Origin of the sequence: Methylobacterium sp. Leaf94, from assembly GCF_001426045.1 — a bacterium.
Lineage (GTDB): Bacteria > Pseudomonadota > Alphaproteobacteria > Rhizobiales > Beijerinckiaceae > Methylobacterium.
The window spans coordinates 24,756-48,882 of sequence record NZ_LMRM01000014.1 but is presented as its reverse complement, the minus strand read 5'-3'; the positions used below and the strand labels follow the sequence as shown (position 1 = coordinate 48,882).

Here is a 24,127-nt window from a genome sequence, read left to right as displayed (position 1 = left end):
CTTCCGCTGCCTGAAAGTCCGCCGCCATGACCAGCAACGCCTTCGCCGCCGGCGCCTACGCGGCGATCCAGAACATCGGCGCCAAGGGTTCGCCGAAGATCGCGCCGGCCACCGGCGCGTCGGGCTCGAACTTCACATCGCTCCTGACGTCCAGCCTGGACAGCGTCGGCGAGGCGGGACGCAAAGCCGACAGCCAGGCGCTCGCCGTGGCGGGCGGCAAGGCGAACGTCGTCGACGTGGTGACGGCGGTGGCCGAGAGCGAGACCGCCCTCCAGACCCTCGTCGCCGTCCGCGACCGGGTGATCTCCGCCTACGAGGAAATCATGCGGATGCAGATCTAGGCCGCGGCCTCGCGGTCCCGGCGACGCAGCCGACACATTCGCACGAAGATCCCCGCCCCGACGCGAGATGACATCCCCTCCATGACCGGTCTCGCCATCATCGACGTCGCCCGCGACGGCATCTTCGTGTTCCTCAAGGTGGCGGGACCGGTCATGCTGGTCGCCCTCGTGGTGGGCCTCGTGATCTCCCTGTTCCAGGCCCTGACGCAGATCCAGGAGCAGACCCTGATCTACGTCCCCAAGATCGTGGCCGTGTTCGCGACGCTCCTGCTGATGCTGCCGTTCATGGGCGAAGCCCTCGGCAGCTACATGACCCGGATCGCGGCCCGCATCGTGTCCGGCGGCTGAAGCCTGCTATGACAGGCCATGAACCTCCTCCTGCCGGGCATCGCGGCGGCCTTCCTCCTCACCTTCGCCCGGATCGGCACCCTGGTGATGCTGATGCCGGGCATTGGCGAGCAGCTGGTCTCGCCGCGGCTGCGCCTCGCCTTCGCGCTGCTGCTCACCCTGATCCTGTTTCCGACGGTACGGCCGCTCCTGCCGATGCAGGGCGGAGCCATCGCGGGTCCGGGTTTGATCGCGCTGCTCATCGGCGAGTTGCTGGTCGGTCTGGTGCTCGGCCTCACGGTGCGGATGGTTCTCGCCGCCCTGCAGACCGCCGGCATGATCGTCTCGCAGCAACTCGGGCTGTCCTACGCCATGACGGTGGACCCGACGCAGGGCGGGCAGCAGACCGCGATCGGCAATTTCCTGGCGCTCCTCGGCATCACCCTGATCGTGGCGACCGACCTGCACCACGTCGCCCTCGAGGCGATCGGGCGCAGCTACGTCCTGCTCCCGCCGGATGGCGTCCCGGGCATGGGCGAGGCGGCGAGCCTCGCATTGAAGGCCATCGCGCGGGGCTTCTCGCTCGGCGTGCAGATCTCGGCCCCGTTCATCGCCTTCGGCATCCTGTTCAACGTGGGGCTCGGCGTGCTGGCGCGCCTGATGCCGCAGATGCAGGTGTTCTTCGTGGCCGTTCCGGCCTCGGTCCTCATCGGGATGCTGCTGCTGCTGGGCAGCCTCGGCGTGATGATGAGCGTCTTCCTCGACGATATCGGGCGCTATCTGGCCGAGCTCGCCGGGCGCTGAGCCCCCGCGCGGAGGTCTGAGCCGTGGCGGACGATTCCGATCCGGAAGACAAGACCGAAGACCCGACCCCGCGGCGGATCGAGAAGGCGATCGAGCAGGGCAACGTTCCCAACAGCCCCGAGATCAACACCTTCTTCATCCTGGCCGCCTTCACCATGGCGCTGCTCATGGTGTCTGGCCTGATCGCCAGGAACTTGGTGCCGAGCCTGCGGGGCTTCCTGATGAACGCCCATGCGGTGCCGTCGGATTCGGCGGCCTATACCGAGATGGGATTGCGCACGCTGATCATCTGCGCGCAGGCCCTCTGTATACCAGTAGGTCTCGTCCTGGTCGCGGGCTTGGCCGCCGGTCTCGTCCAGCATCCGTTCGTCTTCAGCACGGAGGCGGTCGGCCCGAAATGGGACCGGGTCTCGCCGATGGCGGGCGTCAAGCGCGTCTTCGGGATGGAGGCCCTGTTCCAGTTCGTGAAGGGGCTGGCCAAGCTCGGCATGGTTGGGGTCGTGGCCGGCACCATCCTGTGGGGCGAGCGCGACCGGATGGAGGTGTTCGCGCGCCTCGACCCGAGCGCCGTCCTGGCCGCGATCCTGACCCTCGCCCTGAAGATGATGGCGGGCATGCTCGCGGTGTTCGTCGCCATCGCGCTCGGCGACGCCGTCTACCAGCGCTTCCGCTGGCGCCAGCGCCTGCGCATGTCGAAGGAAGAGATGAAGCAGGAGCACAAGGAGAGCGAGGGCAGCCCGGAGGTGAAGGGCCGCATGAAGCAGATCCGGGCCCAGCGCGTGAAGAAGCGCATGATGGCCGCCGTCCCCACCGCCACCGTCATCGTCACGAACCCGACCCACTACGCGGTCGCCCTGCGCTACGAGGCCGGCATGGCGGCCCCCGTCTGCGTGGCCAAGGGCGTCGACTCGCTGGCCCTCAAGATCCGCGCGGTGGCCCAGGACCACGACGTCCCGATCCTCGAGAACCCGCCCCTGGCCCGGGCGCTGCACGCCACCGTGGAGATCGACGCGGAGATCCCGGCGGAGCATTACCGCGCGGTGGCCGAAGTCATCGGCTACGTCATGCGCCTGCGCCGGCGGGCCGCGTGAGGATTGGCGCTTGCGCTCGCCACGCTTTATGCACCCTCTTTCGCGAGATTTCTCGGCGACATACGCCGGTTTGCCCTTGCTGCGTGCGAAACCGAGGGGCTAACCGGATGAGCTTCAGGGATGGGTCGGCGGCGGATGGTTGAGTTCAGCGGACACGGTAAGCCCGCGTCGAACGCGATCGATCGTTCCGAGCGGCCCGGGCGCGTCGGGCTGCTCCTCGTGCTGGCGGGCCTGCTCGTCGGTGCCGCCGTGGGCCTGTCCTTCGTCGCGAGCGAGCAGGCCCAGCCGCTGATCCTCGGGCTGCTGGCGCTCCTCGCCATGGCGGGCGTGTTCTGCCTCTTCGCTCTCGCCATCGGGGCGATCCAGCTCGCCGGCCAGACCACCCGGGACGACATCACCAAGGCGATCGTCGACGCCGCGCCCGAGGGCGCGATCGTGGTGGAGGAGGGCGGGCGCCTGATCTACGCCAACGAATCGTACCTGCGCATTGCCGGCGGCGAGACCTTCGCCAGCCTGCGCCCGGTGGAGCGGGTGTTCGTCGGCTCGCCGGAGGTCTCCGAGGCGGTCTACCGCCTCGCCCAGGCCTCCCGCGACGGCCTCGGGCATGCCGAGGAGATCCGGATGGCCCCGCCTCCGGGCAGCGCGGCCGAGCGGGCCTTCGCCTGGTTCCGCATCAGCGTGCGCCCGATCGAGCGGCCCCGTCGCCCGGCGACCCTGTGGACGGTGAGCGACATCACCCACGAGCGCGAGCGCCAGGAGAACGTCTTCCAGGAACTCCAGCACGCGATCGACTATCTCGACCACGCCCCCGCCGGCTTCCTCTCGATCGATCCGACCGGCGCGATCGTCTACATGAACGCGACCCTCGCGGCCTGGCTCGGCTACGACCTCGCGACGGTCGGCTCCGGCGGCCTGCGCCTGCCCGAGATCGCCCCCGGCGCCGACGTCCTGACCGCCTCGGAGGGCCTGCCGGGCGAGGTCCGGACCGACCGGTTCGACCTCGACCTGCGCCGCCGCAACGGACATCCGCTGCCCGCGCGCCTGTACCATCGGGTCGCCTTCGGCCAGGACGGACGGCCCGGCCCGTCGCGCACCTTCGTGCTCAACCGCTCGGCGGGTGCCGAGAGCGACGAGCCGCAGCGGGTCGCCGAGGTGCGGCTCGCGCGCTTCCTGAACAACAGCCCCATCGCCATCGCGACCCTCGACCAGAGCGGTCACATCGCCCGCGCCAACGCCTCCTTCGCACGGCTGTTCGGTGGGCTTCCGCGCCAGGCCCTGCCCGATGGGCGCAACGACCTCCAGGGCGAGCCCACCATGTGGGATGCCATCGCCGAGCGCGATCGCGCCGGCCTCGAGGCGGCCCTGGGCAAGGCCGCGGCCGGTCTCGTCGAGGTGCAGCCCATCGAGATCGCGCTCTCGGGCCCCGGCAACCGGTCGGCCCGCGTCTGGCTGAGCCCGGCGGGCGGCGAGCCGGCGGGCGGCGGCCGGGACGAAGCCGAGCAGAGCGACCGCGAGCGGGTCATCCTCTATGCCCTCGACACCACCGCCCAACGCCAGCTCGAGCAGCAGGTGGCCCAGGCGCAGAAGATGGACACGGTCGGCCAGCTCGCCGGCGGCATCGCCCACGACTTCAACAACGTCCTCCAGGCGATCATCGGCTATTCGGACCTGCTCCTGGCCAGCCATCGGCCGACCGACCCGGCCTTCCAGGACATCATGCAGATCAAGCAGAACGCGAACCGGGCCGCGAGCCTGGTGCGCCAGTTGCTCGCCTTCTCGCGGCGTCAGACCCTGCGCCCGGAGGTGATGAACGTCGGCGAGGCCCTTTCGGACCTCACGCTCCTGCTCAAGCGCCTGCTCGGCGAGCGGGTCGACCTCGACCTGAAGCATGGGCGCGACATCTGGCCGATCAAGGCCGACGTGAACCAGTTCGAGCAGGTGATCGTGAACCTCGCGGTGAACGCGCGCGACGCGATGCCGGAGGGCGGCCGCCTGCTGATCCGCACCGCCAACGTCGTCGACGAGGCCGTTCCGAGCGAGACCCGCGTCGGCATGCCGGTGGGCGACCACGTGCTGATCGAGGTCCTGGACACCGGGCAGGGTATTCCGCCCGACGTCATGGAAAAGATCTTCGAGCCGTTCTTCACCACCAAGGAGATCGGCAAGGGCACGGGCCTCGGCCTCTCGACGGTGTTCGGCATCGTCAAGCAGAGCGGCGGCACCATCGACGTGCGCTCCACGGTGGGGGAGGGCACCGCCTTCCGGATCTACTTCCCGCGCCACGAACCCGCCGCCGAGCCCGCGCCCGAGCCGGAGCTCGCGCTGGCCCCCCCGACGGAGCAGAGCACCGCTGCGATCGCGGCCACCCGGCTCAAGGGCGGGCCGGACCGGCCACGCCCAGACGGCGAGAAGCCCGCGCCCCGCAAGCCGGCGCCGGACCATACCGGCCAGGGCGTGATCCTGCTGGTGGAGGACGAGGACCCCGTGCGCGCCGTGAACAGCCGCGCCCTGTCGGCCCGCGGCTACACCGTGCTCGAGGCCGCCTCGGGCCTCGATGCCCTGCGGATCATCGCCGAGACCACCGAGACCATCGATCTCGTCGTCTCCGACGTGGTGATGCCCGAGATGGACGGGCCGACCCTGCTGCGCGAACTGCGCAAGCAATCCCCCGACCTCAAGGTGATCTTCGTGTCGGGCTACGCCGAGGATGCCTTCCGCAAGAACCTCCCCGACGGCGAGGATTTCAACTTCTTGCCCAAGCCCTTCAGCCTGAAGCAGCTCGTGGAGACGGTGAAGGAGACCATCGCCCGCTAGGGTTTGTCATCGCCCGAGCCGGTCGAGGGCGGCTGCGCGGCAGAGGACGCCCATGTCCCGGATGTCCTCGCGGACGGCGTGGCTCGTGAAGCCGAGGTCGCCCACCACCCACCGGGGCACGCCCGGCGGCTGGTCGAGCAAGGGAACGGCGTGGGGTCGTTCATGGTCCTGACCGGGGTCCGACCGGACGGCGATGGCGCGCCCTCGGCCATCGGCGATCACGCAGGCCCTGGTGCCATAGCCGCCCCATGAGCGGCCCAGCGCTTCCTCAGCGTCTCGCTCGGCCGCAGCCAGAGGATCGCCGGGAGGGTGCGGCGTCGATCCTGCGGTGGTGTCTTGGCGCTCGGCCGGCAGGCCTCGACCAAGGGCTCCCGTTCGGCCCCTCGCGCCCCACTCGGCATCGACCCGCCCGACGCCGGGAGGGGAAAACGCGAGCGCGAGCAATCCGTTCAGGTGCCGACAGGCCCTCGCCGTGCTCGTCGTTCCACGAATATGCTATACTGGCATAAAACAGAGTACAGAGGCGATCAAGATTTCGAAAGCAGACCGCTGCTTTCCTTTCAAGCGTTATTGGCGATCAGATGAATTGCCTCTGATGCGGTTTTTCAATGGTCTTATGTCTGGCCGGCGAGGTGAGCGGAGAACAGCGTGGAGGCCGTCTTCGAGGCGGCCTGCATCATGGCATCCTGCGTGTATTTGATTTCACCGCCATACATGTCCAACATCTGCTTCAGGCGAGCGTCGGCTAACGACGTTCCGTGTCCGTCGTTGGCAAGGTCACTTGGCAGCTGGACCTCATTTGGAGTCGAAATAAGACCGCTCTTATACACAGTCGCAAGGACACGGCCGTTTTTTTCCAGAGTCGCATATTGGTTCGACGGATCATTGTCCGCCACGACGTTCCCAGGAGCCGGGGGTGGTGGCGGGTTCAACTCCGCCTCGCGTTCCTTGCGTCGACTTTCCGACATCTTGGTGATTGCCGGAGCCATCTCTGCGAGGTTGTAGATCTGTCCAAGGCTTGGATTGACGCTGGAAATCATGACCTTACGCCTGAGAGGATCGATCAGGGCAAGCAATCCGTGACGATGTCGGTACATGGACCTCCAAAGAAGGTGCCGTGTCCGCCACTTGATCCTCAGCGCCGCGGGTGCGTCATGTCGCGTGCATCGATGGCGACTGAGGAGTTCGTAAACAGCGCGGCGCAAGCACCAAGCGCGTCGAATCCGTCTCAGGTTCGACTTGTGGACGATAGATTGTATTATAAAATGTTGAAACCTGTTAGTGTACCAACCATCGTGTCACGAGGCGTAGGCGCGCGCATCGGGACGAAGGGTCCCGGGGGCGACGATTCCCGCGCCGCGACAGGAAATCTTCGCCCCGGCACCTTGCCCGATGAGAACAAAACAGGTACACAATCGGCAACCGGGGCGCATTGAGCCTTGCACCTCCCCCATGCATAAGGATGCCGACGAATGGCCCAGCCCGCGCTGAAAGTTGTGGATTCCCCGATGGTGGACAAGGACAAGGCGAAGGCGATCGACGCCGCGCTGTCGCAGATCGAGCGGGCCTTCGGCAAGGGCTCGATCATGCGCCTGGGCAAGAACGACAAGGTCGCGGAGGTCGAGGTGATCTCCACCGGCTCGTTGGGCCTCGACATCGCCCTCGGCGTGGGTGGCCTGCCCCGCGGCCGCGTCATCGAGATCTACGGCCCGGAATCCTCGGGCAAGACCACGCTCGCCCTGCACACCATCGCGGAGGCCCAGAAGAAGGGCGGCGTCTGCGCCTTCGTGGACGCCGAGCACGCCCTCGACCCGGTCTACGCCCGCAAGCTCGGCGTGCAGCTCGACGACCTCCTGATCTCGCAGCCCGACACCGGCGAGCAGGCCCTGGAGATCACCGACACCCTGGTGCGCTCGGGGGCCATCGACGTGCTGGTGGTCGACTCGGTGGCGGCCCTGACGCCGCGCGCCGAGATCGAGGGCGAGATGGGCGATTCGCAGCCCGGCCTTCAGGCGCGCCTGATGAGCCAGGCCCTGCGCAAGCTCACCGGCTCGATCTCGCGCTCGAAGTGCATGGTCATCTTCATCAACCAGATCCGCATGAAGATCGGCGTGATGTACGGCAGCCCCGAGACCACCACGGGCGGCAACGCCCTGAAGTTCTACGCCTCCGTGCGCCTCGACATCCGCCGCGTCTCGACCCTGAAGGATCGTGACGAGGCCATCGGCAACCAGGTCCGCGTCAAGGTCGTGAAGAACAAGGTCGCGCCGCCCTTCAAGCAGGTCGAGTTCGACATCATGTTCGGCGAAGGCGTCTCCAAGGTCGGCGAGCTCATCGACCTCGGCGTCAAGGCCGGCATCGTCGAGAAGTCCGGCGCCTGGTTCTCCTATGCCAGCCAGCGCCTCGGCCAGGGCCGCGAGAACTCGAAGGGCTTCCTGCGCGACAACCCGGAGATCGCCGGCAAGATCGAGACCTCGATCCGCCAGAATTCCGGGCTCGTCGCCGAGAAGATCCTCGAGAACGCCAAGCCGACCGAGGACGAGCTCGACGAGGGGGAGGCCTGAGGGCCTTCCGCGCTCCCGGAACAGGATGGCGCGGCTCTCAAAGCCAGAAAAAAGGCCGCCGGGCACGATGCCCGGCGGCCTTTCTCGTTCCTGAATCCGCCGGTCAGCCCGGAGGGAGAACGTCGACCTGGATCGCCGCGTAGTAGGCGGCCAGCTCGGCGATCTCGATGTCGCTGAGAGGCTTGGCCACGACGTTCATGATCTCGTTGCGCCGCGTGCCGTCCCGATATTCCTTGAGCGCCTTTACGAGGTACGGTTCGACCTGACCCGACAGGTTCGGAGCCTCGGGGAGCTTCGAGACCCCGTCGAGGCCGTGGCAGGTCTGGCAGGCCACCGCCGCCTTGCGGCCGGCCTTCGCGTCCCCCGCCCACGCCCCGTGACCGAGGAGCAGGATCGGGAGGACGCCCAGCAAAGCCGCCCGGACGGGCCCCGCGGTTCCGGAGACGGACCGCACGCTACTTGCCCTCGTAGGAGATGCGGTAGATCGCGCCCGCCGTGTCGTCGGCCACGAGGAGCGAGCCGTCGAGGAGCACCGCCACGTCGGTCGGGCGACCGAGATACTCGCCGTCCTGCGTCAGCCAGCCCTCCGCGAAGGGCTTCGGCGCGCCGGCCTTGCCCTCCTTGTCGATGGGCACGAACATGATCCGCGCCCCGAGGGGCTGGGTGCGATTCCAGGAGCCGTGCTCGGCGGTGAAGATGCCGCCCTTGTAGGAATCCGGGAACTGACGGCCGTTGTAGAAGGTCATGCCGAGATCCGCCGCATGGGGCGGCAGTTCCGCCTGCGGGAACACCACGTCCTTCGGCGGCGTCTCGTCCTTGTACTCGACGGTGCGGACCTGTCCGCCGCCGAACCACGGGAAGCCGAAATTCTCACCGGCCTTGGCGATGCGGTTCAGCTCGCCGGGCGGGATGTCGTCGCCCATGCCGTCGACCTGGTTGTCGGTGAACCACAGGGCCTTGTCGGCGGGGTTGAAGTCCATGCCCACCGAGTTGCGGATACCGGTGGCGTAAACCTCGCGGTTCTTGCCGTCGGCGTCCATGCGGATGATGCCGCCGATGCCGGTCTTGGCATAGAGGTCGCGCTTGGCGGCCGGGGGCACGTTGTAGGGCTGGCCGAGGGAGATGTAGGTCTTTCCGTCGGGCCCGACCCGGCACATCCGGGCGGTGTGGTTGTAGCTCTCCTCGGCGGCCGGAATCAGGTCGCCCTGCTTCACCAGCACGCCGGCGGCGACGTCGGGGCTCTCGTAGAAGAATTCCGCCGCCGGGAAGGACAGGACCCGGTTCTGCTCGACGATGGTCAGGACGCCGTCCTTGGAGAAGCAGACGCCGTTGGGGATCTTGAAATCGAGGCCGGGCGCGAAGGCGCGGACCTCGTCGGCGACGCGGTCCTTGTCCCGGTCGGTGACCGTGTAGACCTTGCTCTTGCGCGTTCCGACGAACAGCACGCCGGCATTGGGCCCGACCGCGATCGAGCGGGCATCGGGCACCACGGCGTAGAGGTCGATCTTGAAGCCGTCGGGGAGCTTGATCTTGGCGAGCGTCCTGCGCAGGGCGTCGGCGCGTCGGCCGGTCTGCGGGATCTCCGGCGCCTCCGCGGTGCCGGTGCCCTGCATCCCCGTGAGCTTTTCGAGGGCGTCGGCCTTCGCCTTGGTCTCGGCGGGCGCGGCGCCCTGCGCGCGGGCGCCGGCGGTGAACGCCAGCGCGGCGCAACCGGCCAGCAGCGTTGCGGTGAGGACCGATCGCATGGATGTCTCCCGAAGTCCGCCCGCATGGTTGGGGCGGTTGAGCCCCGACGATATGCGCCTGCCGGGCGCGCCGGCAAGGGGCGGGCAGGCGGGGGGCGGGCAGGCGGGGGGCGGGCAGACGGGCGACGGCGCGACCACGCCTCAGGGCGTGTAGGGCAGCAGCTTGATGAACAGGCCCCACAGCACGAACAGGATGCCGACGATCGAGACCAGCCAGACCAGGGAGCGGACCTTCGGGATGCCGAAGCCGTAGACGGGCAGGTAGACCAGCCGGGCGAAGAAGTAGAGGTAGGCGCCGAGGACGACCGCCGTGTTGTGGCGGCCCGTCGCCACGCAGGCGAGGACGAGAGCGGCGAAGATCGGGAAGGTCTCGAGGAAGTTCTTCGACGCCTTCTCCAGCCGGCTCGCGGCGCCCGTCACCTCGGGCGTCGGCCCCTCGCGATTGCCGGACGCCCAGCCGAAGCCGCCCCGCTGCTGCACGCCGCTCGCGGAGGCGGCGACGATGTGGACCAGACCGAGCAGGCAGGACCAGGCGAGGAGGCGTATTTCGACCGGCATGGGGGCGATGTCCCTGAGAAGAGGTGCGGGGTGTTCCTAGCTCGGCCCTGGGCAAAAGCGAAACCCGGTCGTGACTTGCGCCGGAACGCTCCTTATGAGTGCGCCTGCGCGGCGGAGCCCCTGGATACGGGATGTTCGGCGCGCAGCATGCGGCGCGCCGGAGCGTTCCGGGGCGCCCGTATGCCGGCGGCACCCTACGACAGAGTTGTGATGCGATGAGCGGCGTCAACGAGATCCGGTCGACCTTCCTCGACTACTTCGCGAAAGAGGGCCACGAAGTGGTGCCGTCCTCCTCGCTGGTGCCGCGCAACGACCCGACGCTGATGTTCACCAATGCCGGCATGGTGCAGTTTAAGAACGTCTTCACCGGCGTCGAGAAGCGCGCCTACGACCGCGCCACCACGGCGCAGAAATGCGTCCGCGCCGGTGGCAAGCACAACGACCTCGACAACGTCGGCTACACCGCCCGGCACCACACCTTCTTCGAGATGCTCGGCAACTTCTCCTTCGGCGACTACTTCAAGCCGCGGGCGATCGAGCTGGCCTGGAACCTGATCACCAAGGAGTTCGGCCTGTCCAAGGACCGGCTGCTGGTGACGGTCTATGCCGACGACGACGAGGCCGCCGGTCTCTGGCGCAAGATCGCGGGGTTCTCGGACGACCGCATCATCCGCATCGGCACCTCCGACAATTTCTGGCAGATGGGCGATACCGGCCCCTGCGGCCCGTGCTCCGAGATCTTCATCGACCAGGGGCCGACGCTCCAGGGGGGGCCGCCCGGCTCCCCCGACGAGGACGGCGACCGCTTCCTCGAGTTCTGGAACCTCGTGTTCATGCAGTACGAGCAGGTCGAGCCGGGCAACCGCCTCGCCCTGCCGCGCCCCTCCATCGACACCGGCATGGGCCTCGAGCGCATGGCCGCGATCCTCCAGGGGGTGACGAGCAACTACGAGACCGACCTCTTCCGCGCCCTCATCGACGCCGTGAGCCACGCGGTCGGTCGCCCGCCCGAGCCCGGCACGCAGGCCTCCTACCGGGTCATCGCCGACCACCTGCGCGCCGCGTCCTTCCTCGTGGCCGACGGCGTGCTGCCCGGCAACGAGGGCCGCGGCTACGTCCTGCGCCGGATCATGCGCCGCGCCATGCGGCATGCCGAACTCCTCGGCTCGCGCGAGCCGATGATGTACCGCCTCGTGCCGACGCTGCTGCGCGAGATGGGCCAGGCCTATCCCGAACTCACCCGCGCGGAGGGCCTCATCGGCGAGACCCTGCGGCTGGAGGAGACCCGCTTCCGCCGCACCCTGGAGCGCGGCCTCGCGATCCTCGACGCCGAGAGCCGCGACCTGCGCTCCGGCCAGAACCTCTCGGGCGAGACGGCCTTCACCCTCTACGACACCTACGGCTTCCCCCTCGACCTGACGCAGGACGCCCTGAAGGCGCGCGGCATCGGCGTCGACACGGACGCCTTCGGCCAGGCCATGGAGCGCCAGCGCAAGGCCGCCCGCGCCGCCTGGACGGGCTCGGGCGAGGCCGCCACCGAGACGGTCTGGTACGGCCTGAAGGAGCGCGTCGGCGCCACCGAGTTCCTCGGCTACGAGACCGAGAGCGCCGAGGGCATCGTCACCGCCCTGCTGCGCGACGGCGCCGAGACCGGGAGCCTGACGGCGGGCGAGATCGGCCTCGTCCTCGTGAACCAGACGCCGTTCTACGGCGAGTCCGGCGGCCAGGTCGGCGACACCGGCACCCTGTCGGCGGCCGGCCTGAAGGCGCGGGTCACCGCCACCGAGAAGAAGCTCGGCGATCTCTTCGTCCACCACGTCACGGTGGATGCGGGCACGCTGTCGCTCAACCAGGCCGTCGAACTCGCCGTCGACCACGGCCGCCGCGCCGCGATCCGCGCCAACCACTCGGCGACGCACCTGCTGCACGAGGCCCTGCGCCAGGTGCTCGGCGACCACGTCGCCCAGAAGGGCTCCCTGGTCTCCCCCGACCGCCTGCGCTTCGACTTCAGCCACCCGAAGCCCATGGACGAGGCCGAGATCCGGGCCGTCGAGGACATCGCCAACGCCGTGCTCCTGCAGAACACGCCGGTGGTCACCAAGCTGATGGCCGTGGACGAGGCCATCGAATCCGGCGCCCGTGCGCTGTTCGGCGAGAAGTACGGCGACGAGGTTCGCGTGGTCTCCATGGGCGCCCCGATCGCGGGCGAGGGCGGACGCAGCAAGGCGTTCTCGGTGGAGCTCTGCGGCGGCACCCATGCGGCGCGCACCGGCGAGATCGGCCAGGTCTCGGTGGTGGGCGAGAGCGCCGTCGGCGCCGGTGTCCGCCGCATCGAGGCCCTGACCGCGGATGCCGCGCGGCGCCACCGCGCCGAGGAGAGCCGGACGCTGGCGCAGATCGCCGGGCTGCTGAAAGCCGCCACGGCCGACGTGCCGGATCGCCTCGCGGCCCTGATCGAGGATCGCCGGCGCCTGGAGCGCGACCTCACCGACGCGCGCAAGAAGATCGCCATGGGGGGCGCGGGCGCGGGCGGCGACGACGGCATCGCCGAGATCGGCGGCGTGAAGGTCATGGCGCGGGTGGTCGAGGGCGTGGAGATGCGCGACCTCAAGAGCCTCGCCGACGAGGGCAAGACCCGCCTGGGCTCCGGCATCGTCGCCATCGTGGGCGTCGCCCCCGACGGCAAGGCCGGCCTCGTCGTCGGCGTCACCCCGGATCTCACCGAGCGCTACGACGCCGTGGCCCTGGTCCGGGCCGGCGCGGGCCATCTCGGCGGCAAGGGCGGCGGCGGGCGCCGCGACATGGCCCAGGCCGGTGGTCCCGAGGGCGCGGGGGCCCAGGCCGCCATCGACGCCATCCGCGCCGCCCTCACGGCCTGACACGCCCGCGCCCGCCCCTCCGCTTCGTCCGGGGGGCGGCGCGTGCTCAGTTCACGCGCTTCCAGGTCTGGCTCTTGCAGAACACGCTCATCACGCAGCCCGAGACCTCGACGATGTCCGCCCCCTTCAGCGTCAGGGTGCCGGCGTAGGTCTTGCCGTCGTTGGGATTGTAGAGCGTGCCCTCGTAGCCGTTCGCGCCGGCGGTGCGGGTGTCCATGATCTGCACGCCGACGAGGCTGCGAGTGCGCAGGGACGGGTCGGGGTTCTTCGCGTCGAGGCCAGGACCCGCGACGCTCGCCAGCGTCCCGCAATAGCCGTTGCCGCAGCGGCTGATCCGCACCTTCGAGGCGCCGGTCTCCGTCAGCCACAGCCCCGTGGCGTCCCGTCCCTGCTGGGCCGAGACCGCGCCGCTCAGCAGAAGCGCGACCGCCCCTGCGCAGCCTGCGCTCCGCAACACCCGTCCCGTGATCGCCATGTCGGAAATCCTCGCCCTGCGCGTTCGTCGGGCGGGGGCATAGCGTGCGTCTATTCCGCTGGCCAGACCTTCGGTCGGCCGTGACGGCGGGGCGGCCTCAGGCGCGGGCCAGGACGGCGCCGGTATAGGTCTCGCCGACCTCGCAGAGCGGCAGGCCGTCCGCCCGCAGCAGGAGCGCCTCGATCGCGAAGAGCGGGTCGGCAGGCCCGGCGGTGTCCGGACGGTCCCCCGCGGGCAGGAGGCGCAGGGACAGGGTCCGGCGGGTGGGCGACAGGTCGTGCACGACGCGGCCGAAGGGCACCGTGCTGGTCTCCAGCAACCGGTTCATCGCGGGCGTGAGGCGCGACGGGACGTACCAGTTCTCCGCCTCCGACAGGACGAGCGCGCCGCAGGTCAGGCGGACCCGGCGGTAGCGCACCGGCACCGTGCGCGGCAGGGCGAGGCGCTCCCGCTGCACCGGGCTGGCCGGCCGCTCCGGCGCCGGGACCGCATGGGCGACCAGGCCGGGGGACTGGGCGAGCCCTCGGGCGCGGCACCAGTCCTCCAGAACCGCCGTGGCACTCGGGCCGGCGCGCAGCCGGTCACACAGGTCCTTCAGGAGGGTGGCCGCAGCAGGGATCGTGACCGGGTCGCCGGGGAGGGACGTCGCCATGAACACCGAACCACGTCCCATTCACCTGCACCGCGCGTCGTCGTGGCCGCCGAACGTGCTCACACCGCACCGCCATACGCAGCACGTGAGAAAAGGTCTACGTCGATGTCGGGACGGGGGGAGGGGAAGTTTGGTGGAGCCTAACGGGATCGAACCGATGACCTCTTCCATGCCATGGAAGCGCTCTCCCAGCTGAGCTAAGGCCCCACTCTCGACACCCGGGGTTCTGGATCACCCGGGTGGGTCGTCCGCAGCGGAGAGGCCTGAGCCGCACCGGCGATGGCGGTGACATACTGGGATCGGGCCGCCGCCTCAACCCCTATTTCGTGGTCCGGGCGATTTCCTGCGGGCGACGTCCAGAGGGATCGCGCGCCGTTCGCAGCGCGGAGGCCAAACGCCGAAAACCGCACGACGCGGATGCATCGGGCGGGGCCAGGGGCTGGGTATGTCGTGGTCTGAATAGAGAGTTGGTGGAGCCTAACGGGATCGAACCGATGACCTCTTCCATGCCATGGAAGCGCTCTCCCAGCTGAGCTAAGGCCCCACTCTCAACACCCCGGCCTCTGGAAGGCCCGGGGTGGTCGTCGTCGGCGGGCGTGCCGCCCACCGCCGATAGCGGTGATGTACTGGGGCTTGTCCGCGGCCTCAACCCCCTTTGTGCCCCGCCGGCAAACTTTTTTGCCGGCGGTTGGGCGGAGGGCGCGGGCGAGCGTCAGCTCTCCTCGTCGTTCTCGATGTCGCCGTCGATCAGGTCGGCCACGTCGTCGTCGCCGGCGTCCTCTTCCTCGAGGAAGGTGTCGTCCGTATCGTCGTTGCTGTCGCCGTCGACGTCCTCGGTCGTCGTATCCGCCTCGTCCTCGGCCGCCTCGACCTCGTCGAGGGACACGATCTCCGGACCGCCCTTCTCGGCATCCGTATCCTCGTCGTCATCGGCCGGGGCGGCGTTGGCCCGCGCCGCGAGGGCCGGGGCGGCACGGCCGGAGGCTGCCGCGACCTGATAGATCGTTCCGCATTTCGGGCAGGTCGGAGGGTCGTTGTCGAGGTCGTAGAACTTGGCGCCGCAGCTCATGCATTGACGCTTCAAGCCGAGTTCCGGTCTGGCCACGGGCGAACCTCTAGTACGTGCGATCTTTTGGGAGAGGCGCCCCGTTAGTCGCGTGGGACGCTCCTGTCAAATTCTCTTGCGGTTGACGTACGTTCCACGTCCGTCTTCGGCCGTCCACGGGCGTTTTCCGGGCCAAGCGGCCCGGGATGCGCGCCATCGGATGACGGCGGCGGCGACGCATGTTAACCGGCCCCATGATCGGCGCGCCTGCAGAAGCCCGCAGGCGCCCCTGCGCCCAGCCGAAAAGTCGACGCCCGTGTCCCATGATTCCCAGCCGCACCCCCTGACCGCCCATGCGGGCCTGCCCCTCCAGGGCAGCCTGCGGCCTCCGGGGGACAAGTCCATCTCGCACCGCGCGATGATTCTCGGATTGCTCAGCATCGGCGAGACCAATGTCGAGGGCCTTCTCGAGGGCGACGACGTCCTGCGCACCGCGGCGGCCGCCAAGGCCCTCGGGGCCGACGTGGAGCGGGTGGGCGAAGGACGCTGGCGCTTGCGCGGCGTCGGGATCGGCGGCCTGAGCGATCCCGAGGACGTGCTCGATTTCGGCAATGCCGGGACCGGCTCGCGCCTGATGATGGGCGTCGTGGGCGGCCAGCCCGTCACCGCGACCTTCGACGGCGATGCCTCCCTGCGCAAGCGGCCCATGCGCCGCATCCTGGATCCGCTTGTGCGGATGGGAACCGAGGTGGTTCGCGAGGAGGAGGGCGGCCGCGTGCCCCTGACCCTGCGCGGCCCCCGCGAGGCGATCCCGATCACCTACGAGACGCCCGTGGCCTCGGCGCAGATCAAGTCGGCCGTGCTGCTGGCCGCCCTGAACGCCCCCGGGACCACGACGGTGATCGAGGCGGCGGCCACCCGCGATCACACCGAGCGGATGCTGCGCCTGTTCGGCGCCGAGGTCACGGTGACGCCCCACGGCCCCGACGGACACGGGCGGACGATCGCGCTCACCGGGCAGCCCATGCTCCGGGGTACCAAGGTGGTCGTCCCCGCCGATCCCTCGTCGGCGGCCTTCCCCCTGGTGGCGGCCCTCATCGTGCCCGGCTCCGAGGTGACGCTGGAAGGCGTCATGATGAACCCCCTGCGGATCGGGCTCATCACCACCCTGATCGAGATGGGCGCCGACATCGAGCGCCTGCGCGAGCGGGAGGAGGGCGGCGAGACCGTCGCCGACCTGCGCGTGCGGGCGAGCCGCCTCAGGGGCGTCGACGTGCCCCCGGAGCGCGCCCCAGCCATGATCGACGAGTACCCGGTGCTCGCCGTCGCGGCCGCCTTCGCGGAGGGCACCACGCGGATGCGCGGCCTGCACGAGCTGCGCGTGAAGGAATCCGACCGCCTCGCGGCGGTGGCGGACGGACTCAGCGCCAACGGCGTCGCCTATCTCGTCGAAGGTGACGATCTCGTCGTCCACGGCACCGGCGAGCCGGCCCGGGGGGGTGGCACCGTGGCGACCCATCTCGATCACCGCATCGCCATGGCGTTCCTGGTGATGGGCCTCGCCACCCGGGAGCCGGTCACGGTGGATGACGGCGCGATGATCGCCACGAGCTTCCCGAGCTTCCTGCCGACGATGCAGGGCCTCGGCGGCCGGATCGAAGGGTGAGCGCGATGCCGATGGTGATCGCGATCGACGGCCCCGCCGCCTCGGGCAAGGGCACCCTCGCCAAGCGGCTGGCCGCCCATTACGGCCTGCCGCATCTCGATACCGGCCTGCTCTACCGGGCCGTCGCCCTGACGGTGATCGATTCCGGCCACAGCCTCGACGATCATCAGGCCGCGGCGCGGGCCGCCTCCAGCCTGATCGCGGACCGGCTCGCCGATCCTCGCCTGCGCGAGCGCGCCATGGGCGAGGCGGCCTCCCGCATCTCGGCGGTCCCCGCCGTGCGGGCCGCCCTCCTGGCCTGGCAACAGCGCTTTGCCGGCGATGCCAGCGGCGCCGTGCTGGACGGACGCGATATCGGGACCGTGGTCTGCCCCAACGCCCAGGTGAAGCTCTTCATCACGGCCGCGCCCGAGGAGCGCGCCCGGCGCCGCCACCTCGAATTGCTGCGGCGCGGGGAATCCGCGAGCCTGGGCGCCATTCTCGACGATATCGTCGCCCGCGACGCACGGGACGCGCAGCGTTCCACGGCGCCGCTGAAGGCGGCGACCGACGCCGTCCTCCTCGATACCACCGCGCTCGATCCCGACGAGGCCTTCGCGGCCGCCCGGGCCATCGTCGATCGCGCGCGCCCGCACTAGGGCGGTCCGGGTCGCGGATCGGCGGCGACGGCACCGATCCGAAGACGCATTCCGCGCCGGAGGGTGTCCGGCGCGGGGGGCCTGGATCAGGCGCGCTGATCGATCGGGGTGTATTCCCGCTTGTCGGGACCGATGTAGAGCTGCCGCGGCCGGCCGATCTTCTGCGAGGGATCCTCGATCATCTCGGCCCACTGGGCGATCCAGCCGGTGGTGCGGGCCAGGGCGAACAGCACCGTGAACATCGAGGTCGGGAAGCCCATCGCCTTGAGGGTGATGCCCGAGTAGAAATCGATGTTCGGATAGAGCTTCTTCTCGATGAAGTAGTCGTCCTTCAGGGCAATCTGCTCCAGCTGCACGGCGACTTCGAGCAGCGGATCGTCCTTGATCCCGAGCTGACCCAGCACCTCGTGGGTGGTCTTCTGCATGATGCGCGCGCGCGGATCGTAGTTCTTGTAGACGCGGTGGCCGAAGCCCATCAGGCGGAAGGGATCGTTCTTGTCCTTGGCCTTGGCCACGTACTTGGCCACGTTCTCCGGATGCCCGATCTCCTCGAGCATCTTCAGGGCTGCCTCGTTGGCGCCCCCGTGGGCGGGTCCCCACAGGCAGGCGATGCCGGCCGCGATGCAGGCGAAGGGATTGGCCCCCGAGGAGCCCGCGAGACGCACGGTCGAGGTCGAGGCGTTCTGCTCGTGATCGGCGTGGAGGATGAAGATCCGGTCGAGCGCGCGCGCGAAGATCGGATTGACCTTGAACTCCTCGCACGGAACCGCGAAGCACATCCGCAGGAAGTTCGAGGTGTAGTCGAGATCGTTCTTCGGATAAACGAAGGGCTGTCCGATCGAATATTTGTAGGCCATCGCCGCCAGGGTGGGCATCTTGGCGATCATCCGCATCGACGCGACCATGCGCTGCTGGTCGTCCGAGATGTCGGTGGAGTCGTGATAGAAGGCCGAGAGGGCACCGACGCAGGCGACCATGATCGCCATCGGGTGCGCGTCGCGGCGGAACCCCTGGAAGAAGCGGTTCATCTGGTCATGCACCATGGTGTGGCGCGTGATCCGGTAGTCGAAATCCGCCTTCTGGGCCGGGGTCGGCAGCTCGCCGAACAGCATGAGGTAGCAGGTTTCGAGGAAGTCGCCGTGCTCGGCGATCTGTTCGATGGGATAGCCACGATAGAGGAGAATGCCCGCATCGCCGTCGATGTAGGTGATCTTCGACTCGCAGGAGGCGGTGGAGGTGAAGCCGGGATCGAAGGTGAACTTGCCCGTCTTCGCGTAGAGCTTGCCGATATCGATCACGTCCGGCCCGATGGTGCCGGTCTTGATCGGAAGTTCGACGTGGTTGTCGCCCACGGTGATCGTGCTGGAGGCGCTCATGGAGACCTGGACCCTTTCGTGGCAACGGGGCGGCGTCGGCCCGCGTGGCGATGCAATCGACCACCCGGGTCCGGGGTGCAAATGCGGCGCATGCTGCACTTGCTCACACGAGCATGGGGGTAGCGGATCGGCGGACCGTCATCAACCGACGGCCCGGCTCACCTCGACGTCGAAGCGAAATCCGGGCCGATTTGTCATTCTTCCACTCGGAGCACTCGGACGAACCGGCATTTTGCTGCAGTGCGATGGTCAGCCGGTCTGGTCGCGGAGCCGACCGAGACACTCCTCCCGGCCGAGCACGGCCATGACGTCGAAGACCGGCGGCGAGGTGGCGCGGCCGGTGAGCGCCGCCCGGAGGGGCTGCGCGATCTGGCCGAGCTTCAGGCCGTTCGCCTCGGCAAACTGCCGGACCGCGCCCTCGGTGGCGGCGGCGGTCCAATCGGGCAACCCCTCGAGGGCCGGCAGGAGGGCGGCCAGGCGATTCCGGGCCTCGTCGCCGAGCAGCCCCTTCGCCTTCTCGTCGGGCACGAGGGGCCGGGCCGCGGTGAGGTAGTAGGCGCTGTCCAGGAGTTCGACGAGGGTCTTGGCCCGCTCCTTCAGGCCCGGCATCGCGGCAGTGAGCGTCTCCCGCAGAGCCGGACTCATGGGCACCGCGATCCCCCGTGCCGGGCCGAGCGCCGGCAGCACGTCGTCGATCGCCGCGACGAGGTCCGCATCGGCCGCGCCACGGATGTAGAGGCCGTTGAGGTTTTCCAGCTTGGCGAAGTCGAAGCGCGCGGGCGACCGCCCGATGGCCTTGAGGTCGAAGGCGGCGATCATCTCCTCGGTGGAGAAGACCTCCTGGTCACCGTGGCTCCAGCCCAGGCGCACGAGGTAGTTGCGCAGGGCGCTCGGCAGGTAGCCGAGGTCGCGGTAGGCATCGACGCCGAGGGCCCCGTGCCGCTTTGACAGCTTGGCGCCGTCCGCGCCGTGGATCAGCGGGATATGCGCCATGGCGGGCGCCTCCCAGCCGAGGGCATCGGAGATCTGGCGCTGGCGCGCCGCATTGGTCAGGTGGTCGTCGCCGCGGATGACCTGGGTGACGCCCATGTCGTGATCGTCCACCACGACGGCGAGCATGTAGGTCGGGTTGCCGTCCGAACGCAGCAGGACGAGGTCGTCGAGATCCTTGTTCTGCCAGACGACCCGGCCCTGCACGCCGTCCTCGACCACGGTCTCGCCGTCGGTCGGGGCGCGCAGGCGAATCACCGGCTTGACGCCGGCGGGCGCCTCGGACGGGTCGCGGTCGCGCCAGCGGCCGTCGTAGCGCAGGGGCCGCCCCTCTGCGCGGGCCGCCTCGCGCATCGCCGTCAGTTCGTCGGGCGTCGCGTAGCAGCGATAGGCGTGGCCGGAGGCCAGCAGGCCCTCGGCGGCTTCGCGGTGACGGGCGGCGCGGGCGTATTGGTAGATGACGTCCCCGTCCCAATCGAGCCCGAGCCAGCGCATGCCGTCCAGGATCGCGTCGATGGCGCCCTGCGTCGAGCGTTCGCGATCGGTGTCCTCGATGCGCAGCAGCATGCGGCCGCCGAAGCGGCGGGCATAGAGCCAGTTGAACAGGGCCGTGCGAGCCCCGCCGATGTGAAGGTAGCCCGTGGGCGAGGGCGCGAAACGCGTGACGACGGCTGACGACATCAATCTGGACTTGAATGGCTCGTGATTCGGGCGGGAAGCGGATCGACCGGCCCGGAACCGCGCGTGTAGCATGCGCGCGGGCACGCGTTAAGGAATCGTCCTGTCCCCAGGATCGCAGGGCGCATCGCCGGCTCCCGGTCACGGACGCACGCCCGGAGGTTTTCGCGATGGCGCAGGCGCGGGCGACGGCGGCGATGGGGCGCATCACGCGCCACCTCGCCGCGCGTCGCCCGGGCGCCGGGCCGATCCGCGACTGGTTCCGGGCGGGATGGACCCGCGAGATCGAGCAGCGCCGTCTCTTCGCCTGGCTCGCCGTCGCGTTCGGATGCGGCATCCTCGCGTTCTTCCTCGGTACGCAGGGGACGCCGTCGCTCCTGGCGCCGCTCGCGGCCGCCGCCCTGCTCGCCGCGACGACGCCCCTCCTCGTGGCGCGCCCGTTCGGCCTGGCCCTGGTGCTCGCCGCCGTCGCCGCCCTCCTGGGCTTCGCGGCGGCCGCCACGCGCGTCCGCTCGGTCGACGGGCCGATCCTCGCCCGCACCACGGTCGGTCCGCTGGTGGGCACCATCGAAGGGCTGGACGAGCGGGAGGACGGGGCGCGCCTGATCCTCCGCGTCGAGAGCTTCGGCACCCTCGGCGCCGAGGTCCGCCCGGTCCGGGTGCGGGTCTCCTACCGCAAGGCGAATACCCTGAAGCCGGGCGACCGCATCGCCGCGACCGCGCGCCTGCTTCCGCCGCCGGAAGCCGCCCGCCCCGGAGGCTACGATTTCGCCCGGGATGCCTTCTTCCGTGAGATCGGCGCGGTGGGCTCCCTCGTCGGCAAGGTCGACCTGCGACCGCCGGCCGAGAGCGCGGACTGGCAGATCCGCCTCGCGGCCGCCGTCGACGCGGCCCGCAACGCCCTGACGCGCCGCATCACCGACGCCAACGGCGGACAGGCCGGGGCGGTGGCGGCGGCCCTGGTGACGGGCAAGCGCGGCCTGATCAGCCCCGAGACCAACGACATCCTGCGCGCCGCCGGCATCTACCACGTCGTCTCGATCTCGGGCCTTCACATGGTCCTGGCGGCCGGCGTGGTGTTCTGGCTCGTGCGGGCGCTCCTGGCCCTCGTTCCGTTCGCGGCGCTGCACTGGCCGATCAAGAAGATCGCCGCTGCCGTCGCCATGGTGGGCGTGACGGCCTACTGCGTCTTCTCCGGCTGGGACATCGCCGCCGAGCGCTCGCTGATCATGACCCTCGTGATGCTCGGCGCGATCCTGGTCGATCGCCCGGCGCTCAGCATGCGAAACCTGGCCCTCGCCGCCCTGATCGCCCTGGCCCGCGAGCCGGACGGCCTCCTCGGCCCGAGCTTCCAGATGTCGTTCGCGGCGGTGGCCGGCCTGATCGCCTGCGCGCCGCTGATCGCCGGACGCGGGCGGCAGCGCGACGGTGCCGGCCTGCTCCCCCGGATCTTCGCCCTGGCGTCCGCGGCGGTCTTCGGCACCCTGGCCACGACGCTCGTGGCCCAGATCGCCACCGCGCCCTTCGCCACCTACCACTTCCAGACGGTGCAGCCCTTCGGGCTGGTGGGCAACGCGCTCACCCTGCCGCTGGTCTCCCTGGCGGTGATGCCGTCAGCGGTTCTGGGCATCCTCGCCTATCCGTTCGCGCTGGATCAGCCGGTCTGGTGGGCCATGGGCCTGGCGGTGCGGGGGATGCTGACCATCTCGACCTGGATCGCGGGCTTCGGCAACGCCGTCGTCGTGGTCCCGGCCTTCGGCACGGGGGCCCTCGGCCTCCTGGCCGCCGCCCTGATCGTCCTGACGCTCCCGGCCTCGTCGCTGCGCTGGCTCGGCCTCATTCCGGCAGCGATCGGCATCGCCTGTGCGGCTGCCCCGGATCGCTACGACATCTACGTCGATCGGGAGGGGGCGGGCGCCGCCATCCGCGAGCGCAACGGGCGGCTCGCCACCCTTGGCCGGCCGCCCCCCTTCGTGCTCGCGCAATGGCTCAAGGCCGATGGAGACGACCGACGGGTGCAGGACGTCACGAGGTTCGAGGGCGCGCGCTGCGATCGCCTGGGCTGTACCCTGACCACACCCGACGGCCGCGTGCTCGCCCTGACCACCGACAAGCGTGCCCTCGGAGAGGACTGCGCCAGGGCCGACATCCTGATCACCCGGCAATCCGCGCCCGGGGGCTGCGCCGCATCTATCGTCATCGACCGGAATTTCCTGGGATCCCACGGTGCGACCGCAATTCGCCTCACCCGCGATGGGCCGTCCCTCGCCACCGCGAAGCAATTCGGGGATGTCGTGCCCTGGCGTGCGACGCCTTTGCGCAAGCCGGTGGACCCGCCGGGAACGTCCTTGCCATCTTCGACACCGCCGGCGTCGGTCTTACCGGAAATCCCCGATCGCACCCGCGACCCGTCGGATCCGTCCGGCGATGAACCGGACGGGGACCCCCTTCAGTAGCGGCGCACCAGGCTGACGAGACGTCCCTGGATCTGCACCCGATCCGGGCCGAGGACCCGCGTCTCGTAGGCCGGATTCGCCGCTTCCAGGGCGATGGACGATCCACGCCGGCGCAGGCGCTTCAGGGTCGCCTCCTCGTCGTCGATGAGGGCCACGATGATGTCGCCCGTGTTGGCGGTGTCCTGCTTGCGGATGACCACCAGGTCGCCGTCGAGGATCCCGGCATCGACCATCGAATCGCCGCGCACCTCCAGGGCGTAATGCTCGCCGCCGGCCAGGAAATCTGGCGACATCGTCACCGAATGGCTCTGTTCCTGGATGGCCGAGATGGGCGTACCGGCCGCGATCCGACCCATCACCGGGATGGTCACGGCCCGACCGCTCTCGTCGGTGGCCTGCGTGGTCGGCAGTCGGGACACCGATGCGCCGGCCGGCAGGCCCTTGCCCTTGCCGCCTTCGACCACGCTCGGCGTGAAGCGGCGAACCTCGGAGGCCGGAGCGGCGCGCGGGGCGCCCGCATTCCCCCCGAGGCTCTCCGGCATCCGGATCACCTCGATGGCCCGCGCCCTGTTGGGCAGCCGGCGCAGAAAGCCGCGCTCCTCCAGGGCCGTGATCAGGCGGTGAATGCCCGACTTCGACTTCAGGTCGAGGGCGTCCTTCATCTCGTCGAACGACGGGGGAACGCCGCTCTCGCGCATCCGAAGCTGGATGAACTGGAGCAGGTCCAGCTGCTTACGCGTCAACATGCGGGACACTCTTCGTTAGCGCCACGGATCGCGGCGGGTGGCACTAGAAACAAACCACGAACACGTTAAACGTTCCGTAAGTGTTCTGCAAGGGTTCCCATCTCAAGCCTCCCGGGCGCGATCCGTTCGATCCCCTCGGCAAGGGCGGATCCGGGCGTCGCCCGAGCGCCACGCCGGCCTGCCGCTGCGGCCATCGCTGCGATTGAGTGGTGCCCCGATCCGACGAATGAGTTGGACGGCCGGCGTCTAGACCGGTCGGCAGGGCGCCCGGGCGCAGCGCCC

Annotated in this window: 20 protein-coding genes, 2 tRNA genes and 1 pseudogene; 10 read left to right on the top strand and 13 right to left on the bottom strand. The window is 69.6% G+C overall.

The genetic code is table 11. The features are described 5' to 3' along the window. Positions 1–26 precede the first annotated feature (26 nt). From fliE to cckA, 5 genes are all read left to right on the top strand, one after another. Positions 27–341, top strand: a complete 315-nt coding sequence (gene fliE, locus ASG63_RS10825) for a flagellar hook-basal body complex protein FliE (protein WP_056215853.1) — start codon at positions 27–29, stop codon at positions 339–341. Between the two features lie 81 nt (positions 342–422). Continuing rightward, on the top strand, positions 423–689 hold the full coding sequence (gene fliQ, locus ASG63_RS10820) for a flagellar biosynthesis protein FliQ (RefSeq protein ID WP_056215843.1): 267 nt from the start codon (positions 423–425) through the stop codon (positions 687–689). A gap of 18 nt (positions 690–707) precedes the next feature. Beyond that, the gene (fliR, locus tag ASG63_RS10815; RefSeq protein ID WP_056215837.1) at positions 708–1,472 is read left to right on the top strand and encodes a flagellar biosynthetic protein FliR; all 765 of its coding nucleotides are present in this window, start codon (positions 708–710) and stop codon (positions 1,470–1,472) included. A 23-nt stretch (positions 1,473–1,495) separates the two neighbouring features. Next, the gene (gene flhB, locus ASG63_RS10810) at positions 1,496–2,563 is read left to right on the top strand and encodes a flagellar biosynthesis protein FlhB (RefSeq protein WP_056215836.1); all 1,068 of its coding nucleotides are present in this window, start codon (positions 1,496–1,498) and stop codon (positions 2,561–2,563) included. Positions 2,564–2,698: 135 nt separating this feature from the next. Then, entirely contained in the window at positions 2,699–5,377 is a 2,679-nt protein-coding gene (cckA, locus tag ASG63_RS10805) for a cell cycle histidine kinase CckA (protein WP_056215833.1), read from the top strand. Between the two features lie 48 nt (positions 5,378–5,425). On the opposite strand, the pseudogene ASG63_RS24120 reads toward cckA, so the two are convergent. Beyond that, positions 5,426–5,778 (bottom strand): annotated as a pseudogene (locus tag ASG63_RS24120) (transposase); the annotation flags it as partial. A gap of 213 nt (positions 5,779–5,991) precedes the next feature. Further along, positions 5,992–6,453 (bottom strand): hypothetical protein, encoded by a 462-nt coding sequence (locus ASG63_RS25200; protein WP_156394151.1) that lies wholly within the window; start codon positions 6,451–6,453, stop codon positions 5,992–5,994. A 396-nt stretch (positions 6,454–6,849) separates the two neighbouring features. On the opposite strand from ASG63_RS25200, the gene recA reads away from it, so the two are divergent. Further along, positions 6,850–7,941 (top strand): recombinase RecA, encoded by a 1,092-nt coding sequence (recA, locus tag ASG63_RS10800; RefSeq protein WP_056215830.1) that lies wholly within the window; start codon positions 6,850–6,852, stop codon positions 7,939–7,941. 103 nt (positions 7,942–8,044) lie between these two features. Here recA and ASG63_RS10795 read toward each other — a convergent pair whose 3' ends face one another. The 3 genes from ASG63_RS10795 to ASG63_RS10785 all read right to left on the bottom strand — a co-directional run bounded on the left by ASG63_RS10795 (position 8,045) and on the right by ASG63_RS10785 (position 10,244). Further along, positions 8,045–8,395: a c-type cytochrome gene (locus tag ASG63_RS10795; RefSeq protein ID WP_443189787.1), complete on the bottom strand. Its 351-nt coding sequence runs from the start codon at positions 8,393–8,395 to the stop codon at positions 8,045–8,047. A 1-nt stretch (position 8,396) separates the two neighbouring features. Then, positions 8,397–9,686, bottom strand: coding sequence for a PQQ-dependent sugar dehydrogenase (locus ASG63_RS10790; RefSeq protein WP_056215823.1), 1,290 nt, complete (start codon positions 9,684–9,686; stop codon positions 8,397–8,399). A 141-nt stretch (positions 9,687–9,827) separates the two neighbouring features. Then, on the bottom strand, positions 9,828–10,244 hold the full coding sequence (locus ASG63_RS10785; protein WP_056215820.1) for an MAPEG family protein: 417 nt from the start codon (positions 10,242–10,244) through the stop codon (positions 9,828–9,830). 215 nt (positions 10,245–10,459) lie between these two features. Here ASG63_RS10785 and alaS point away from each other — a divergent pair, with 215 nt between their 5' ends. Beyond that, entirely contained in the window at positions 10,460–13,123 is a 2,664-nt protein-coding gene (gene alaS / locus ASG63_RS10780; RefSeq protein WP_056215818.1) for an alanine--tRNA ligase, read from the top strand. 46 nt (positions 13,124–13,169) lie between these two features. Here the strand turns inward: alaS and ASG63_RS10775 are convergent, their stop codons facing one another. The 5 genes from ASG63_RS10775 to ASG63_RS10755 all read right to left on the bottom strand — a co-directional run bounded on the left by ASG63_RS10775 (position 13,170) and on the right by ASG63_RS10755 (position 15,355). Next, positions 13,170–13,598, bottom strand: coding sequence for a DUF2147 domain-containing protein (locus tag ASG63_RS10775; RefSeq protein ID WP_056215815.1), 429 nt, complete (start codon positions 13,596–13,598; stop codon positions 13,170–13,172). 97 nt (positions 13,599–13,695) lie between these two features. Next, positions 13,696–14,250 carry a hypothetical protein gene (locus ASG63_RS10770; protein WP_056215956.1) on the bottom strand — a complete coding sequence of 185 codons (555 nt, stop codon included), beginning with the start codon at positions 14,248–14,250 and terminating at the stop codon, positions 13,696–13,698. Between the two features lie 131 nt (positions 14,251–14,381). Then, positions 14,382–14,457: transfer RNA gene (locus ASG63_RS10765), tRNA-Ala, on the bottom strand. Between the two features lie 261 nt (positions 14,458–14,718). Beyond that, positions 14,719–14,794 (bottom strand) — tRNA-Ala (locus tag ASG63_RS10760). A gap of 168 nt (positions 14,795–14,962) precedes the next feature. Next, entirely contained in the window at positions 14,963–15,355 is a 393-nt protein-coding gene (locus ASG63_RS10755) for a TIGR02300 family protein (RefSeq protein WP_082487898.1), read from the bottom strand. A 256-nt stretch (positions 15,356–15,611) separates the two neighbouring features. Here ASG63_RS10755 and aroA point away from each other — a divergent pair, with 256 nt between their 5' ends. Further along, the gene (gene aroA / locus ASG63_RS10750; protein WP_056215810.1) at positions 15,612–16,961 is read left to right on the top strand and encodes a 3-phosphoshikimate 1-carboxyvinyltransferase; all 1,350 of its coding nucleotides are present in this window, start codon (positions 15,612–15,614) and stop codon (positions 16,959–16,961) included. 5 nt (positions 16,962–16,966) lie between these two features. Further along, positions 16,967–17,599: a (d)CMP kinase gene (gene cmk, locus ASG63_RS10745; RefSeq protein WP_056215952.1), complete on the top strand. Its 633-nt coding sequence runs from the start codon at positions 16,967–16,969 to the stop codon at positions 17,597–17,599. A gap of 86 nt (positions 17,600–17,685) precedes the next feature. Here the strand turns inward: cmk and gltA are convergent, their stop codons facing one another. Continuing rightward, positions 17,686–18,975, bottom strand: a complete 1,290-nt coding sequence (gene gltA / locus ASG63_RS10740; protein ID WP_056215808.1) for a citrate synthase — start codon at positions 18,973–18,975, stop codon at positions 17,686–17,688. Positions 18,976–19,224: 249 nt separating this feature from the next. Further along, the gene (gltX, locus tag ASG63_RS10735; RefSeq protein ID WP_056215805.1) at positions 19,225–20,646 is read right to left on the bottom strand and encodes a glutamate--tRNA ligase; all 1,422 of its coding nucleotides are present in this window, start codon (positions 20,644–20,646) and stop codon (positions 19,225–19,227) included. 167 nt (positions 20,647–20,813) lie between these two features. Here gltX and ASG63_RS10730 point away from each other — a divergent pair, with 167 nt between their 5' ends. Then, on the top strand, positions 20,814–23,099 hold the full coding sequence (locus ASG63_RS10730) for a ComEC/Rec2 family competence protein (protein WP_082559259.1): 2,286 nt from the start codon (positions 20,814–20,816) through the stop codon (positions 23,097–23,099). Here the strand turns inward: ASG63_RS10730 and lexA are convergent. Then, entirely contained in the window at positions 23,093–23,845 is a 753-nt protein-coding gene (lexA, locus tag ASG63_RS10725; protein ID WP_056215804.1) for a transcriptional repressor LexA, read from the bottom strand. The two genes, ASG63_RS10730 and lexA, sit on opposite strands and share 7 nt — an antisense overlap. Between the last annotated feature and the right edge of the window lie 282 nt (positions 23,846–24,127).

Coding starts and splice junctions, on each gene's coding strand:
- fliQ (WP_056215843.1), top strand. CDS start 423: ATGACCGGTCTCGCCATCATCGACGTCGCCCGCGACGGCATCTTCGTG.
- fliR (WP_056215837.1), top strand. CDS start 708: ATGAACCTCCTCCTGCCGGGCATCGCGGCGGCCTTCCTCCTCACCTTC.
- fliE (WP_056215853.1), top strand. CDS start 27: ATGACCAGCAACGCCTTCGCCGCCGGCGCCTACGCGGCGATCCAGAAC.
- alaS (WP_056215818.1), top strand. CDS start 10,460: ATGAGCGGCGTCAACGAGATCCGGTCGACCTTCCTCGACTACTTCGCG.
- gltX (WP_056215805.1), bottom strand. CDS start 20,646: ATGTCGTCAGCCGTCGTCACGCGTTTCGCGCCCTCGCCCACGGGCTAC.
- ASG63_RS10770 (WP_056215956.1), bottom strand. CDS start 14,250: ATGGCGACGTCCCTCCCCGGCGACCCGGTCACGATCCCTGCTGCGGCC.
- cckA (WP_056215833.1), top strand. CDS start 2,699: ATGGTTGAGTTCAGCGGACACGGTAAGCCCGCGTCGAACGCGATCGAT.
- ASG63_RS10790 (WP_056215823.1), bottom strand. CDS start 9,686: ATGCGATCGGTCCTCACCGCAACGCTGCTGGCCGGTTGCGCCGCGCTG.
- recA (WP_056215830.1), top strand. CDS start 6,850: ATGGCCCAGCCCGCGCTGAAAGTTGTGGATTCCCCGATGGTGGACAAG.
- ASG63_RS10785 (WP_056215820.1), bottom strand. CDS start 10,244: ATGCCGGTCGAAATACGCCTCCTCGCCTGGTCCTGCCTGCTCGGTCTG.
- lexA (WP_056215804.1), bottom strand. CDS start 23,845: ATGTTGACGCGTAAGCAGCTGGACCTGCTCCAGTTCATCCAGCTTCGG.
- ASG63_RS10730 (WP_082559259.1), top strand. CDS start 20,814: ATGGCGCAGGCGCGGGCGACGGCGGCGATGGGGCGCATCACGCGCCAC.
- cmk (WP_056215952.1), top strand. CDS start 16,967: ATGCCGATGGTGATCGCGATCGACGGCCCCGCCGCCTCGGGCAAGGGC.
- gltA (WP_056215808.1), bottom strand. CDS start 18,975: ATGAGCGCCTCCAGCACGATCACCGTGGGCGACAACCACGTCGAACTT.
- ASG63_RS10775 (WP_056215815.1), bottom strand. CDS start 13,598: ATGGCGATCACGGGACGGGTGTTGCGGAGCGCAGGCTGCGCAGGGGCG.